The sequence below is a fragment of the Streptomyces olivaceus genome, assembly GCF_000721235.1.
Classification (GTDB): Bacteria; Actinomycetota; Actinomycetes; order Streptomycetales; family Streptomycetaceae; genus Streptomyces; species Streptomyces olivaceus.
Map to the genome: position 1 here is coordinate 22,556 of NZ_JOFH01000014.1, position 15,020 is coordinate 37,575.

Below are 15,020 nucleotides of genomic sequence, written 5' to 3' on the forward strand. Positions count from 1 at the left end.
CGGACCGTGGGCGTCACACCCCTGCCGGGGTCGGGCCCACCAGTTCCGTGAGGACGTCTTCCATCGTGACGAAGCCCAGGACCGCGCCCGTTTCGCCGGTGACGGCGGCCAGGTGGCTGTCCTCGGTGCGCAGGGCGGTGAGGGTGTCGTCCAGGGGGGTGTCGATGCGGACGCGGGTGACGCGGTGCAGGGTCGTGCGCGGGAAGGGGCTCTCGCGGTCGGTCAGGCCCAGGGTGTCCTTGATGTGCAGGTAGCCGAGGACGGTGCCGCCCGGTCCGGTGACCGGGAAGCGGGAGTAGCCCGCGTCGGCGGCCACGCGTTCCAGCTCCGCCGGGGTGACCGTGTGCGCGACCGTGCGCATCTTCTGGGCCGGGACGAGGATCTCGCCGACCGGGCGGGTGCCCAGTTCCAGCGCGTCGCGCAGGCGCTCGCCGTCGGCCGGGGTGAGCAGTCCGGCCTCGCTGGCGTCGACCACCATGCGGGCCAGCTGGTCGTCGGTGAAGACCGCCTCGACCTCGTCCTTCGGCTCCACGCGCAGCAGCTTGAGGAGCGTGTTGGCGAAGGCGTTGATGCCGAAGACGACCGGCTTCAGGGCGCGGGTGAGGGCGACCAGGGGCGGGCCGAGGACCAGCGCGGTGGTCGCCGGGGCGGCCAGCGCGATGTTCTTCGGGATCATCTCGCCGATCAGCATGTGCAGGTACGTCGCCAGGGCCAGGGCGATGGCGAAGGCCACCGGGTGGACCAGGGCGTGCGGCATGTGGACCGCCTCGAACACCGGCTCCATCAGGTGCGCGATGGCCGGCTCCGCGACCGCGCCGAGCACCAGGGAGGAGACGGTGATGCCGAGCTGGGCCGTGGCCATCATCTGGGAGATGTGCCGCAGGCCCCACAGGGTCATCCGGGCGCGCTTGTCGCCCGTCTTCGCGCGGGGCTCGATCTGGCTGCGGCGCACCGAGATCATCGCGAACTCGGCGCCCACGAAGAACGCGTTGGTCAGCAGCGTCAGCGCGCCGATGAAGAGCTGTACGACGGTCATCGGGCCAGCTCCCGCTCATCGTGCGACGCCGGGTGTCCGGGCGCCCGCTTTCCCTGCTCCGGACGTGCGTCTTCCGGGTGGTCGTGGTCCGGACGGTCGTCGTCCGGGTGCTCGCCGTCCGGCTCGCGGGGTGCCGCGGGGGCGGTGACGCGGAGGCGGTCGGCGCGGTGGTGGTCGATGTCCAGGACGTCGATGCGCCAGCCCTCCAGGTCGACCACGTCGCCCTTGGCGGGGATGCGCGTCAGCCGGGTGGCAACGAGGCCGGCCAGGGTCTCGTACGGGCCCTCGGGCGCGGTCAGGCCGATGCGCTCCAGGTGGTCCAGGCGCAGCGAGCCGTCGGCCTCCCAGGCCGCGCGGCCGTCGGGGTCCGCAGGGGCCGGCAGCAGGTCGGGGACCTCCACCGGGTCGTGCTCGTCGCGCACCTCGCCGACGACCTCCTCGACGATGTCCTCGACCGTCGCCACGCCCGCAGTACCGCCGTACTCGTCGATGACGACGGCCATGGTGCGGGCCCGGCGCATGCGCTCCAGGAGGCGGTCGGCCGGCAGGCTGTCCGGCACGAGCAGCGGCGCGGCCGCCAGCTCGGTGACGGGGGTGGTCCGGCGGCGGTCCGGCTCCAGGGCGAGGACGTCGCGGATGTGGACCGTGCCGATGACCTCGTCCAGGCTGTCCCGGTAGACCGGGAAGCGGGACAGGCCGGTGGCGTGCGAGAGATTCGCGGCGTCGGTGGCGGTGGCGTGGGCCTCCAGGGCCTTGACGTCCACGCGCGGCGTCATGACGTTCTCCGCGGTCAGCTCGCCCAGGTGCAGGGTGCGCACGAACAGCTCCGCCGAGTCCGCCTCCAGGGCGCCCTCCGCGGCCGAGTGCTGCGCGAGCGCGACCAGCTCCTCGGCGCTGCGCGCGGACGCCAGCTCCTCGGCCGGTTCCAGGCCGAAGCGGCGCACGAAGCGGTTCGCCGTGTTGTTCAGGTGGCGGATGAAGGGGCCGAAGCCGGTGGTGAAGCCGCGCTGCGGGCCCGCGACGACCTTGGCCACGGCCAGCGGGCGGGAGATCGCCCAGTTCTTCGGGACCAGCTCGCCGACGACCATCAGGACGACGGTGGACAGCACCACGCCGAGCAGGGTCGCCACCGTCGAGGCGGCGCCGCCCAGGCCGATCGCCTCCAGCGGACCGCGCAGCAGTACCGCGATCGACGGCTCGGCCAGCATGCCGATGACCAGCGAGGTCACGGTGATGCCGAGCTGGGCGCCGGACAGCTGGAGGGTCAGGGAGCGTACGGCCTTCAGGGCGCCCTCGGCGCCGCGCTCACCGGACTCGGCGGCCCGCTCCAGGTCACCGCGCTCGACGGTGGTGAGGGAGAACTCCGCCGCGACGAAGATCGCGCAGGCGAGGGTGAGCAGGAGGGCCAGCAGGAGCAGCAGGACCTCGGTCACCGTGCCACCCCGCTTCCCTCACGCGTATACGGGGGGACTGGCGGGCCGGCCGTGGCACGGCCGGTACTAGGGGGCTCCATTACGGAACGGGGCTCCTTAACGGGGTCGGCGGGCGCCGGTACGAGCCGGGCACCCGAAGGTTCTCCCTCATGGTAAAGGACGAGCAAAGAGAGCGGGAGTCCTGAGACTCTATGCTTCTACTCGCCTGTAGAGAACAGCCGGCCGTTTCCGGTTGTTCCCCGCACGAATTGTTCCCCGCACGAACGTGAAGGAGTGAACGCCTCGATGGTGTTCAAGCGGCTGCTCGGTTCCCTCGGCGTGGGCGGACCCACGGTGGACACGGTCCTCGACCCGGGCGCCGCCCGGCCCGGGGGCCTCCTGTCGGGCCGGGTCCACCTGGTCGGCGGCACCGCCGACCACGACGTCGAGCACGTGGCGCTGGAGCTGGTGGCCCGTGTGGAGACCGAGCACGAGGAGCACGGCGACGGCGAGGGCGTCGTCGTCTTCGACCGGCACGTCGTGGGCGGGTCCTTCCGGCTCGCGGCGGGCGCGGAGACGAGCGTCCCGTTCACGGTGGCCCTGCCCTGGGAGACGCCCGTCACCGAGCTGTACGGGCAGCCGCTGGGCATCGTGCTCGGCGTCCGCACCGAGCTGGCCGTGGCCGGCGCCCGCGACAAGGGCGACCTGGACCAGCTGACCGTCGCGCCGCTCCCTGCGCAGGAGGCGGTCCTGGAGGCGCTCGGACAGCTCGGCTTCGGCTTCCGCTCCGCCGACCTGGAGTACGGCCGCATCGGCGGCACGGGGCAGCAGCTGCCCTTCTACCAGGAGATCGAGCTGACCCCGCCCCCGGCCTACGCCCACCAGGTCAACGAGATCGAGCTGATCTTCCTGGCCGTGCCCGGCGCCCTGGAGGTGGTACTGGAGGCGGACAAGCGCGGCGGCCCGTTCTCCGCCGGCCACGACGCGCTCAGCCGGTTCACCGTCCCGCACGAGGGCCCGTCCGGGCCGCAGGACTGGAACGCCCTCGTCGACGGCTGGATCCAGGAGCTGGTCGAGCACCGGGCGTCGTACGGCTCGCACGCGGTGTACGGCCACGAGGCCGGGTACGGCGGTCACGAGCCGGGGCACTCCGGCGGCTCCGGGTCCGGGATCGGGGTCGGCACCGCCGTGCTGGCGGGCGCGGGCGTGATCGCCGGCGGGATCGTGGCGGCCGAAGTCGTCGACGAGGTGGGGGACTTCTTCGAGGACGACTCGGACGACGACCCCGACGACGGCTCCGCCGAAGAGTTCGGGGGCGACGGGGAAGACTGATAACTTCTACAGCAGTGTAGAGAGTTCGCCCCTTTCGGACCGGTACGGAGTACGGAGTTCTCATGGCCCTGTGGGACCGCTTCAAGGAGTCCGCGTCGCAGATGCAGACGCAGCTCGTGGCGAAGAAGAACGACCTCAAGAGCGGTGCCTTCCGCGACGCCAGCATGGCGATGTGCGCGCTGGTCGCGGCCGCCGACGGCACCGTCGACCCCTCGGAGCGGCAGCGCGTCGCGCAGCTGATCTCCACCAACGAGGTGCTGCAGAACTTCCCGGCGGACGACCTGCGCCGCCGCTTCGAGGAGAACCTGGACAAGCTGACCGCCGACTTCGACTTCGGCAAGGTCGGCATCCTCCAGGAGATCGCCAAGGCGAAGAAGAAGCCCGCCGAGGCCCGCGCCGTGGTGCAGATCGGCATCGTCATCGGCGGCGCCGACGGCGACTTCGACAAGGACGAGCGCGCCGTGGTCCGCGAGGCCTGCTACGCGCTGGACCTGCCGCCGCACGAGTTCGACCTCTGATCCCGCGGCCGCACCGCCGCGGCCGCACCGGCCAGGCCGCCCGCCTTGCCGTAGATTCGCCGTAGTCGCCGTCACACCCGGGTGCGGGCCCCGTGCCGCGGGCCCGCACCGTACGTCCACCAGGGGAGCGCCGTGTTCGGACTGAGCGAGCTCGCGATCATTCTCATCGTCCTCATAGCCGTCCTCGCCGCCAAGAAACTCCCCGAGCTGACCCGCTCGGCGGGCAAGTCGGCCCGCATCCTCAAGGCCGAGGCCCGCGCGGCGAAGGACCAGGACGAGCCGGGGACGCCGCGCGTCGTCCAGGGAGAGGCGATCCGGCGCGAGGACGGCGGGACGCGCCCCGCGGACGGCACCGGGACCGGCGGCCAGGGCGCACCCCGGGGCTGACGACCGGGCGCTGCCGACCGGGACCGACACACCCGAACTGACGGCCCGGAACTGACGGCCCGGCGCGCGCCCGGGTCCGGCACGGGTCGTCAAGGGCGGGTCGTTCAACGGCCGTTCAGGACGGGTCCTCGGGTACCGCCGACAGCAGGCCGTGCACAACGGGCCCGGCCGATCCGCCGCCGGTGACGCCCTCCTCGACCACGACGGCGACGGCGACGTTGCCCCGGTGGGCGACCAGCCACCCGTTGTTGTCCTGGTCGTCGGAGACCTCGGCCGTGCCGGTCTTGGCGCCGACCTCGCCGGGCAGGTCGGCCAGGACGCGCGCGGTGCCGTCGGTGACGGTCGCCCGCATCAGCGCGCGCAGCTGGGCGACGACCTTGCCGGGCAGCGGCTCGGTACGGACCGCGTCGGCGTCCCGGGCGGCGTCCGCGGTGACGGACGGCTGGTGGAACTCGCCGGAGACCGCGGTGGCCGTCACCGACGCCATGATCAGGGGGTTGGCCTGGACGCGGCCCTGCCCGATCATCGACGCGGCCTTCTCCGTCTCGTCCCTGGGCACCGGCACCGAGCCGTCGTACGTCGGGATGCCGGCGTGCCACTCCTGGCCGACCCCGAAGTAGGTGCGGGCGACCTCGCCCAGCTCCCCGTCGTCCAGCTTGCCGCGCAGGCCGATGAAGGCGGTGTTGCAGGACTCCGTGAAGTCCTTGCGGAAGGTGGCACCGGGGTGTTCGGAGGTCTCGACGTTGTGGAACTCCTTGCCGACCGTCAGGTACTTGGGGCAGTCCACGACGTCGTCCGGCGCGACCGCCCCCTTGAGCAGCAGGGCGCTGCTCGTGACGATCTTCCAGGTGGAACCGGGCGCGTAGGTGCCGGAGGCGGCGCGGTTGAAGCCGGAGGAGGGGGAGTTGGCGAGGGCGAGGACCTCGCCGTCGTCGACGCGCAGGGCGACGAGGGACGCGTTCTTGCCGTCGGCCTTCGCCAGCGCCTTCTCGGCGGCGGACTGCCAGCTGGCGTCCAGGGTGGTGCGCACGGGCCGGTCCGCCGTGGCCGGGTCGGGCTTCTTCCCGAAGGACGCCTCGGTGCGCACGGTCTCTCCGGAGGCCCGGTCCACCAGTTCGACCGCGCCGCGCGGACCGCCGCCACCGCCCGCGTCCCCGGCGAGGCGGCCCAGGAGCGGGGCCAGGGACGGGTACGCGTCGTCCACGAGGGAGACGCCCTCGCGGTCCGTGACCTTCGGCGGGGTGCTCTCCTCGCGCTCCAGGCGGAACTTCTCGGTGTCGCTCAGCCGCGGGTGCACCAGGGACAGCCGCCAGTCCACCTTCCAGCCGCCGCCCTCCTGCTCGCGCAGCGGCAGCCGGGACTCGTACGTCCAGGTGCCCAGGCCGGTGACCGGCATCCGCGCGGTGAACGGGACGCCGAGGGCGCCGTCCGCCTCCTCCTGCGTCCCGTCGTCCGCCGCCGTCAGCTTCGGCTGCTCGATGTCGAGGCCCGCGGTGAAGCTCTGCAGCACCTCCTGCGCCTTGCCGGGCTCGGTGGTGCGGCCCGCCGCGCTCGGCAGGCGCCCGGCGGCCCAGTCGGCGAGGAAGGCGCGCGCCTGCTTCATCGCGGCGGGGTCGGGGCCGTCGTCGCCGCGGGCGAAGGGGCCGAACCCGGCGGCGTACGAGCCGCCCGCGGCGATCGCGAGCACGACACCGACGGCGGCGACGGCCCGCACGCCGTTGCGCGGCGCGCGGCGGCGGGGAGGGGCGAGGTGAGGGGCGTCGGACATGGGAGGTCCTTGTCGGGTCAGCGGCCGGAGCCGGTGAGGAAGTCGAGGAGGGTGCCGGTGGCGTCCAGGGCCTTGCTGACGGGGCCGAAGCCGTCCGGCGGCGCAACGGTCGAACCGGGCCAGGTGTGGCCCGCGTCGTGGACGACCAGGAGTTGCACGGTGGCCGCTGCGGCGGCGGCCTCGGTGGCCGCTGCGGTGGAGTCCGCCGGGGCGGCGTCCTTGAGGCGCCACACCGTCCGGTCGTAGCCCTTCTCCTCCCGGACGACGGGCTCCCCCGCGCCCCCGGCCGCCGCGAAGGCCGCCGCGGTGTCCCGCGCCGACAGGCTCGGCAGGATCGGCTCCTCGGGGTCGGGCGGCGGGGACGGCCAGCCCGCGAGGGGCCGTACGGGGTCGTCGGCGCCGTAGACGACCATGACGGGCAGGGGCCCGGTGGGCTTCACCGCGGCGTCGCCGGCGGGGAGTTGGCCCGAGACCGAGACCGCGCCCGCCAGCAGGTCCGGGCGCTCGGCGGCCATGCGCAGGGCCATCGAGCCGCCGTTGGAGAAGCCGGTGGCGTAGACCCGCCCCGGGTCGGCGTGCTCGGTGCGGACCAGGTGCTTGATCAGCGCTTCGGTGAACCGCACGTCCAGGCCGGGATCCGGGCGCTGCTTCGTGGCCAGCGTGCCCGCGCCCCAGCCGTGGTCGAGGCCCTCGGGGAAGGCGACGAGCATGCCGCGGGCGGTGGCGGCCCGCTCCAGCCGGGACTTCTCGCGCAGTTCGGCGGCGTCGGCGCCGCGGCCGTGGAAGGCGATGAGGAGGGGCTTCGGGTCGTCGGTGGCGGCGGGACGGTGGAGGAGGTAGCGGCGGGTGCGGTCGTCCGCGCGGAGCTGCCCGCGGACCTCCGGCGCGGGGGCGGCGGTGGCGGTGGCGGTGCCGGGGCCGCCGGCGGAGCCGGTGCCGGTGGCGGACGGGTCTCCGCCGGGACCGGAGTCGGCGCCGGTGGCGCAGCCGGTCAGCGGGAGCAGGAGGGCGAGGGCGAGCGCGGCGGGCCACCGGCGGGCCCGCGACGCGAGGTCGCGAGAGGAGCGCATGCGTCGAGGAGAGCAACCCCACCGGGCTCCTGTCCAAGATTGATATGGATGTCCGATCGATCAATCCCCGATATGATTACTGCTCGTGGACCTGGTGCGGCACCTGGAGTGCTTCGTGGCTGTTGCAGAAGAGTCACACTTCGGGCGGGCCGCCGCCCGGCTCGGCATGGCCCAGCCGCCCCTGTCGCAGCGCATCCAGCGGCTGGAGAAGGAGTTGGGCGTCCGCCTCTTCGAGCGCACCAGCCGCCAGGTGGTGATCACCGACGCGGGCACGCTGCTGCTGACCGAGGCCCGTGAGCTGCTGGCCCGCGCCGAGGCGCTGCGGACCGCCGCGCGCCGTATCCGGGACGGCGAGAGCGGCCTGCTGCGCGCCGCGCTGCCCCCCGACATCTCCGGCGAGACGGTCGCCGCCCTGCTGGCCGGCTTCCGGAGCCGCCACGCGGGCCTGGAGCTGCAGCTGCACGAGCTGTCCACCGCCCAGCAGCTCGCCGGGTTCGCCGCGCACGAGCTGGACGTCGGCCTGATCCACCACCCGTGCGACGTCACCGGCCTGGAGCTGGGGCCGGTGCTCCGCCGCGACCTGGGCGTCCTGCTGCCGCGCGACGCCCCGCAGGCCGGTCCCGACGCGGTGCCGCTCGCCGCCCTCACCGGCTTCGACCTGGTCCTCTTCCCGCGCACCGACGCCCCCGCGGTCTACGACGACCTGCTCACCGCCTGCGCCCGGGGCGGCTACACCCCCAGCGCCGTACGGCACGGCCGGGGCGCCAGTTTCGTACGCGGCCTGGTCCTGTCGTCCGGGGCCGTCGCCCTGTGCCCGCGCGACACGCGGCTCGTCACCCCCGGCGACCGGGACCTGGTCTGGCGCCCGCTGTCCGGGGCCCCGCCCGCCCGGCGGCACTCCACGGCCTGGCCCAAGGGGCGCGGCGACGCCGCCGTCGACGCCTTCACGGACGCGGCCACCCACGCCCTGCGCACCACGGCCGACGCCTACTCCGAGGCGCCCGCGCGGCCCCTGCACCTTCGCCCGGCATCGGAGTACTGGCTGTGACCGAGACCGCCACCGCCGCCCGTCTGGACGCGGCCTTCGCCGACGCCGGGGTCACCGGGTGGCTGCACGCCGTGGACATCGACTCGGGTGCGCAGACCGGCACCGGCGCGGACCAGCCGGTCTGCACGGCCAGCGTCCACAAGGTGTGCGTCCTGGTGACGCTGCACGAGCTGGCGGCGGCCGGGTCCCTGGACCTGACCGAGCAGGTCGAGTGCCCGCCCGCCGGACGCACCCCGGGGCCCACGGGGCTGGCGGCGATGCTCGACCCGGTCCGGCTGTCGCTGCGCGACGCGGCGTTCCTGATGATGTCCGTCAGCGACAACACGGCCGCCGACCTGCTGCTGCGCCGGGTCGGCCGGGACGCCGTCAACCGCACCACCGCCCGGCTCGGCCTCACCCGGACGCGGATGGCGTACGGCTTCGGCGAGATGCTGGCCACCATGCGCGAGGACGCCGGGCCCGCCGGAGCCCGCGCCCTGGCCGACCCGCACGTCATCGCACGACTGCGCGCCCTGGACCCGGCCCGCACCAACCGCGGCACGCCCCGGGACATGACCCGCCTGCTCGGCGCCCTGTGGCGGGACGAGACCTGCCCGGCCGAGTACGGCGCCGCGATGCGCCGGATCATGGGCCTGCAGGTCTGGCCGCACCGCCTGGCCTCGGGCTTCCCCTTCGACGACGTCCACGTGGCCGGCAAGACCGGCACCCTGCCGACCCTGCGCAACGAGGTCGGCGTGGTCGAGTATCCCGACGGCGGGCGCTACGCCGTGGCCGTCTTCACCCGCACCGCCAACCCGGCGGCCACGCTCCCGGCGGCGGACGCGGTGATCGGCACGGCGGCCCGGATCGCGGTGGACGCGCTGCGGGCACCGTGAGGGCCCCGGCACCCCGCTCCGCCCCTCGTCACCCGGCGTTGTCCCGCCAGCGTCCGCCGCTCGGCGGTGAGTCGAAGCGGGTCGCCGCCGAGGCGTTGCCGCCGAAGTCGTTGCCGGAGACCCGGCCGCCGGTCCAGACGGCGTCCGGGGCGAGCCACACGGCGTGGACCTGAGTGCGGGGGTGCCCGTCGTCGCGGACCCGGTTGCCGTGCACGTAGGGGTGGGTCACGGCGGCGGCCGCGGTGAGCCCGGCGCGCGGGGCCGGGGCGTCCGGGAGGCGGTAGGCGGCGCCCGGCGCGGGGGTGCCACCGGGCCAGGCGGTCACGGCACCGGGACGCACGGGGACGAGGTCGAGCCGGGTGGCGGTGTTGTCGACGACCAGGGCGGTGACCTCGGCGGGCGCACCCGCGGAGGGCTCGACGGGCGGACCGGCGGAGGGCTCGGCGGCGGTGTCCCCGGCGGAGGGCTCGGCGGCCACCCGCACCTCCTTGCCCCGGTGGCCGCCCGGGAGCCAGTCGGCGCCCTCGTCGGTCAGCGACAGCGGCCCGCAGCGCACGCCCGCACCGCCGCCCTCCGCCGCCCCGGCGGCCCGGCGGCCGTTGTTCCGGACGCGGTTGCCGAAGATCGCGGGCTCGTGCAGCGGGGCGTCGACGCGGATGCCGTCCAGGGCATTGTCGTGCACGTCGTTGGACTCCAGCACGACGTCCGTGGCGGGCTCCTGGTCGCCGCCGGCCAGGTTGTGCTCCCAGTACCCGTACCGGCCGTTGTTGCTGATCCGGTTTCCGCGGAAGGCGTACGGGCCCGGGGTGTTGCCGAGCGCGATCCCGTCCCCCGCGTTGCCGTCGAGCACGCACCCGGTGACGATGCCGCCGCGCCCGCCGACGCTCGTCGTGCCCTGCGCGGACACGTCGAACCCGGCGACGTGGTTGCCGAGCATCGAGCAGCCGGTGACGAGCAGGCCGTCGGCGCCCCAGTCGGAGATGCCGTAGCGGTTGTCCTCGGTGTGGCAGGCGGTGACGCGGATGCCCCGGGGCGGGACCCAGTCCTCCTGCTGGAGTTCGAGGAAGATGCCGTTGGTGCCGTTGCCGCGGGCGGTGCAGTCGGTCACCGCCAGCCGCTCGACCGGCCCCCAGCCGCCGACGCCGATCCCGATGCCCGCGCCGCCCATCTTCTCGCCGGGGTCCTGCCGCCCGCAGCGCTCGGTCAGTACGCCCTCGACCACGGTGTCCTGGAGGAAGTCGCAGCCGAACCCGGTGGCGGCGGTGTCGTGGATCCAGAGGTCGCTGAACCGTCCGCGCAGCACGTACTGGAGGCCGAGCCCCTTGGCCAGGACCTCGTACTCCTCGGTCCGCACCCGGGAGCCGTCGATCTCGAAGCGGGCGAAGGTGACGTCGGCGATGTGGTTCTCCGGGCCGGCGCCGTGCTGCGCGGTGGTGAACCAGGCCAGCGGCACCGGCCGGTCGGGGGCGCCCGGGTTGGCGAGGACGAAGCAGGTCGCGCCGCGTCCGGCGCCGACCAGCGAGACGCCGCTGCGCCAGCGCACCGGCCGGTCCCGGACCAGGTACCGGCCGGCGGGCACCCGTACGGTGCGGGGCCGGCCGTCCGCGGCGGTGGCGTCGCCCAGCGCGTCCACCAGTTCCTGCAGGGCCGGCCCGTCGTCGGCGGTGCCGTCCCCTGCCAGGCCGTACGCGTGGGCGTCGGCCGTCAACGGCGCGGTCATGGCGCTGCTCCTTCCACCGACGGCGGTCGGGGGCGAGGGCGGCGGGCTCGGCGCCGGCGCCACCCCGTGGGGGCCGGGTACCAGCCCGTGGCCGGCCTCAATCACGCCACCGCGGCGGAGAGCACGCAGCACCTGGGGACCGCTCGGAGAAGCGCGGGAGATCGTCCGCAGAATCCCCACGGAGATATCACGGGGATATGGGGCGCTTTCTCCCATTTGGGGGTACATAATCAGAACATGAGTACGGCAACGTATGAACTGCTGGCCGCGTCCTCCGACGCGGTGAATGTGACCGTGGCCTTCATCCTCGGGCTGGTGATCGCCGGCGCGCTGATCGCCGCCGTACGGATAGGCATGCGGGTGATGGAGCGGGAGTCCGACCGCCCCCGGGCCGAGGACCAGCCCCATCTGCCCAGCTCCGGCGCCGTTCACGAGGAACGGGAGGTGCGGGAGCCCGACGAGATCCCGCTGAACGACGGCGGCACGCCGCGGCTCATGCCCTACGAGCTGCACCACTCGGGCAGCCGCCGCGGCGACGACCAGAGTCGCCGGCGGTGGATGCCGGGGTCCAGCGGCTCCTTCGGCGGCGGCGGACCGGGGCACGTCTGAGCCGCCCCCGGTGCGAGCGCACGGGCGCGTAGCCCCGGCGCGTCGCGGGCGCACGGGTTCGCTTTTCGGGTGATCTGGACAGACCTGATCGGGACAGCTCCGATCGGGACGGCCCTGATCCGGACCGGCCCGCCCGCCCGCACCGCCAAGGAGGCCGCGTGACCGTACGCAGCACCGCCGGCACGCCCGACCTGTCGTCCCAGGACCCCGACTGGTGGCGGCAGGCCGTCATCTACCAGGTCTATCCGCGCAGCTTCGTCGACGCCGACGGCGACGGGCTCGGTGACCTGCGCGGCATCACCCAGCGCCTGACCCACCTGGCCGCCCTGGGCGTCGACGCCCTGTGGCTCAGCCCGTTCTACCCCTCAGAACTCGCCGACGGCGGCTACGACGTCGACGACTACCGGGACGTCGACCCGCGCCTGGGCACGCTGGACGACTTCGACGCGATGGCGGCCGAGGCCCACCGGCTCGGCCTGAAGGTGATAGTCGACCTCGTCCCCAACCACACCTCGCACCGCCACGCGTGGTTCCGCCAGGCCCTGGACGAGGGGCCCGGTTCGGCCGCCCGCGACCGGTACGTCTTCCGCGAGGGGCGCGGCGAGCACGGTGAACTCCCGCCCACCGACTGGCAGTCCGTCTTCGGCGGCGGCGCCTGGCAGCGGGTGCCCGACGGCCAGTGGTACCTGCACCTCTTCGCGCCCCAGCAGCCCGACCTCAACTGGGAGAACGAGCAGGTCCGCGCCGACTTCCGCACCACGCTGAGGTTCTGGTGCGACCGGGGCGTCGACGGCTTCCGCGTCGACGTGGCGCACGCGCTGGTCAAGGACCTGACCGAGCCGCTGCGCGACCTCGGCGCCCCCGAGCTGAGCGGCGAGGCGGCACTCGCCGAGTTCGCGCCGGGGACCCACCCGTTCTACGACCGCGACGACGTGCACGAGGTCTACCGCGACTGGCGCAAGATCTTCGACACCTACTCCCCGCCCCGCACCGCCGTCGCCGAGGCCTGGGTCCCCGGCCCCCGGCGCGTCCTGTACGCCCGGCCGGACGAACTCGGCCAGGCCTTCAACTTCGAGTACCTCCAGGCCGGGTGGGACGCGGCGGAGCTGCGCGGGGTCATCACCGGTTCCCTCGCCGACGCGCGGGCCGCCGGTGCCTCGGCGACCTGGGTGCTCTCCAACCACGACGTGGTCCGGCACGCCTCCCGCCTGGTCCTCCCGCCGGACACCGACACGGACGCCTGGCTGCTGTCCGGCGGCCGCGCCCCGGCCGTCGACGAGGCGGCCGGCCTGCGCCGGGCCCGCGCGGCGACGCTCCTGATGCTGGCGCTGCCCGGCTCGGCCTACGTCTACCAGGGCGAGGAACTGGGGCTGCCGGAGGTGGCCGACCTGCCCACCGAGGTCCTCCAGGACCCGATCTGGGAGCAGACCGGGCACGTCCGCAAGGGCCGCGACGGCTGCCGGGTGCCGCTGCCGTGGACGACGGACGGACCGTCGTACGGCTTCGGCGCGGGCGCCGCGTGGCTGCCGCAGCCGAGCGGCTTCGGCGGGTACTCCGTCCAGGCGCAGGACGGCGTGGCGGGCTCCACCCTGGAGCTGTACCGCACGGCCCTGCGGCTGCGCCGCAAGCTGCTCGACGGCGAGTCCCTGACCTGGTCGGACGACGTACCGGCCGGAGTCCTGCGGTTCGACCGCTCGGCCACCTGGCGCTGCGTCGCCAACCTCTCCGGGACCACCGTCGACCTGCCGGCCGGTGAGGTCCTGCTGAGCAGCGCCCCGCTGGACGACGGCCGCCTGGGCCCCGACACGACGGTGTGGCTGGGGCTGTAGCGCCGCCCGCACCGGGCCGGAACCACAACGGCGGCCGGGACCCCCGGGCCGGGGGCTACAGCGGCGGCTGGGCGGGAGCCGGGCCCAGGGTGGTGGTGCCGGGGGCGGTGCGGTGGCCGAGACCCGTGCGGTACGCGTCGAGCGCCGCCTCCACCCGGCCGGTGCGGCGCAGCAGGTCGCCCAGGAGCCGGCACAGGTCGGCCAGGTCGCCGGCCGCCCCGGCCCGCTCCAGCAGGCTCAGCGCACGGACGTAGTGCTCCTCGGCGGCCTCGGTGTCCCGGGCGTCCTCGGCGATGATGCCGAGCAGCCGGTGCGCGCCCGCGGAGTGCATGGCGCCGCGCTCCGAGGAGAGGTCGTCCAGGACCCCGTGCAGCAGTTCGGCCGCCTCCCCGGACTTGCCGCGCCGGTGCAGTACGTCGGCCAGCTCGACGGCGACCTGGCTGCTGTAGAGGGCGGCGCGGGTGGCCGAGAGCATGCCGAGCGCCTCCCGCATCTCCTCCTCGGCGCGCGGGAGTTCGCCGTTCTGGGCGCAGACGTAGCCGCGCATCCAGTGGCAGTTGGCCAGCTCGGTGCGCAGCTGCAGCGTGCGGTACAGCTCGGCCGCCTTGGCCAGGGACGCGTCGGCCTCGGCGAGGCGGCCCTCGGCGAGCAGGGTGCGGGCGACGGAACGGTGCATGCGGGCGACCAGCGCGGGGTCGCCGGCGCTGGGCGCGAGGGAGAGGGCGAGTTCGGCGGCCTGGGCGGCGCGCGCGTGGGCGCCCATGTCCATGTACGGGCCGATCACGCTGGCGTAGAGCAGGAGCAGCGCGTCGGGGTCGTGCAGGCCGCCGCGGTTCAGCTCGTCGAGGGCGGACTCCAGGAGGTAGACGGCGTAGCGCAGTTCACCGGCGAGGTAGTGGGACAGCGCCCGTCCGCGCAGGGCGGGCACCCGGGCGGGCAGCGGCGCGCCGGCGTCGGCGAGGCACTGCTCGGCCCGCTCGAAGTACTGCCGTCCGGCAGCCAGTTCACCGGTCTCCACGGCGCACTCCCCGAGCCCGAGCAGCGCGGCGGCCCGCTCCTCGGCCAGGTCGTACCCCTCGGCCTCGGCCAGCAGCCCGGTGTACAGCTCGGCCGCCTGCTCCGCGCCCTCGGAGGCGAGGACGCGCTGCGCCTCGGTGAGCCTCAGCCGCAGGTCGGTGGCGAGGTGGGCGGGGCGTCCGGTGGCCAGTTCCTCGTAGTCGACGCCGAGCCGGTCGGCGAGGTGCCGCAGCGCCTCCTCGGAGGGGCGGACGCGGCCGGCCTCCAGGGTGGAGATGTAGGCGGGGGTGTACGCCGGTTCCGCGAGCTGGCGCTGGGTCATGCCGCGCTCGGCCCGCAGCCGCTGCACCCGGCGTCCGACGGTCCCCCGGTCGTCACGGTCCCCCACTGCCAACTCCC

General features: G+C 74.7%; 13 protein-coding genes. 7 read left to right on the top strand and 6 right to left on the bottom strand.

Annotated elements, in window-relative coordinates; all coding sequences use genetic code 11:
- Positions 1–13 precede the first annotated feature (13 nt).
- On the bottom strand, positions 14–1,036 hold the full coding sequence (locus tag IG94_RS0116075; RefSeq protein ID WP_031036242.1) for a hemolysin family protein: 1,023 nt from the start codon (positions 1,034–1,036) through the stop codon (positions 14–16).
- A complete protein-coding gene (locus tag IG94_RS0116080; protein ID WP_031036244.1) occupies positions 1,033–2,469 on the bottom strand; it encodes a hemolysin family protein in 1,437 nt (478 codons plus the stop codon). Before IG94_RS0116080 ends, IG94_RS0116075 begins: the two co-directional genes overlap by 4 nt.
- A 285-nt stretch (positions 2,470–2,754) precedes the next feature.
- Here IG94_RS0116080 and IG94_RS0116085 point away from each other — a divergent pair, with 285 nt between their 5' ends.
- The 3 genes from IG94_RS0116085 to IG94_RS0116095 all read left to right on the top strand — a co-directional run bounded on the left by IG94_RS0116085 (position 2,755) and on the right by IG94_RS0116095 (position 4,685).
- Positions 2,755–3,780, top strand: a complete 1,026-nt coding sequence (locus tag IG94_RS0116085) for a sporulation protein (protein WP_052410715.1) — start codon at positions 2,755–2,757, stop codon at positions 3,778–3,780.
- A 62-nt stretch (positions 3,781–3,842) separates the two neighbouring features.
- Positions 3,843–4,298 carry a tellurite resistance TerB family protein gene (locus IG94_RS0116090; RefSeq protein WP_031036250.1) on the top strand — a complete coding sequence of 152 codons (456 nt, stop codon included), beginning with the start codon at positions 3,843–3,845 and terminating at the stop codon, positions 4,296–4,298.
- Positions 4,299–4,430: 132 nt separating this feature from the next.
- Complete coding sequence (locus tag IG94_RS0116095) at positions 4,431–4,685, top strand: twin-arginine translocase TatA/TatE family subunit (RefSeq protein ID WP_031036253.1); 255 nt, start codon at positions 4,431–4,433, stop codon at positions 4,683–4,685.
- A 115-nt stretch (positions 4,686–4,800) separates the two neighbouring features.
- On the opposite strand, the gene IG94_RS0116100 is transcribed toward IG94_RS0116095, so the two are convergent.
- Together IG94_RS0116100 and IG94_RS0116105 are read right to left on the bottom strand one after the other, a co-directional pair.
- A complete protein-coding gene (locus IG94_RS0116100; RefSeq protein WP_031036255.1) occupies positions 4,801–6,453 on the bottom strand; it encodes a penicillin-binding transpeptidase domain-containing protein in 1,653 nt (550 codons plus the stop codon).
- 17 nt (positions 6,454–6,470) lie between these two features.
- Positions 6,471–7,523 (bottom strand): CE1 family esterase, encoded by a 1,053-nt coding sequence (locus IG94_RS0116105; protein ID WP_031036258.1) that lies wholly within the window; start codon positions 7,521–7,523, stop codon positions 6,471–6,473.
- A 115-nt stretch (positions 7,524–7,638) separates the two neighbouring features.
- Here IG94_RS0116105 and IG94_RS0116110 point away from each other — a divergent pair, with 115 nt between their 5' ends.
- Positions 7,639–8,571 (top strand): LysR family transcriptional regulator, encoded by a 933-nt coding sequence (locus IG94_RS0116110; RefSeq protein ID WP_234018307.1) that lies wholly within the window; start codon positions 7,639–7,641, stop codon positions 8,569–8,571.
- Positions 8,568–9,446, top strand: a complete 879-nt coding sequence (locus tag IG94_RS0116115; protein ID WP_031036265.1) for a serine hydrolase — start codon at positions 8,568–8,570, stop codon at positions 9,444–9,446. The genes IG94_RS0116110 and IG94_RS0116115 overlap by 4 nt, the downstream gene beginning before the upstream one ends.
- 28 nt (positions 9,447–9,474) lie before the next feature.
- On the opposite strand, the gene IG94_RS0116120 is transcribed toward IG94_RS0116115, so the two are convergent.
- Complete coding sequence (locus IG94_RS0116120; protein WP_043483777.1) at positions 9,475–11,166, bottom strand: right-handed parallel beta-helix repeat-containing protein; 1,692 nt, start codon at positions 11,164–11,166, stop codon at positions 9,475–9,477.
- Positions 11,167–11,403: 237 nt separating this feature from the next.
- Here IG94_RS0116120 and IG94_RS0116125 point away from each other — a divergent pair, with 237 nt between their 5' ends.
- Both IG94_RS0116125 and IG94_RS0116130 read left to right on the top strand, forming a co-directional pair.
- Positions 11,404–11,775 (top strand): DUF6479 family protein, encoded by a 372-nt coding sequence (locus IG94_RS0116125; RefSeq protein ID WP_031036272.1) that lies wholly within the window; start codon positions 11,404–11,406, stop codon positions 11,773–11,775.
- Positions 11,776–11,933: 158 nt separating this feature from the next.
- Entirely contained in the window at positions 11,934–13,604 is a 1,671-nt protein-coding gene (locus IG94_RS0116130) for a glycoside hydrolase family 13 protein (protein ID WP_031036274.1), read from the top strand.
- 55 nt (positions 13,605–13,659) lie between these two features.
- On the opposite strand, the gene IG94_RS0116135 is transcribed toward IG94_RS0116130, so the two are convergent.
- A complete protein-coding gene (locus IG94_RS0116135; protein ID WP_031036276.1) occupies positions 13,660–15,009 on the bottom strand; it encodes a helix-turn-helix domain-containing protein in 1,350 nt (449 codons plus the stop codon).
- Positions 15,010–15,020: the final 11 nt, after the last annotated feature.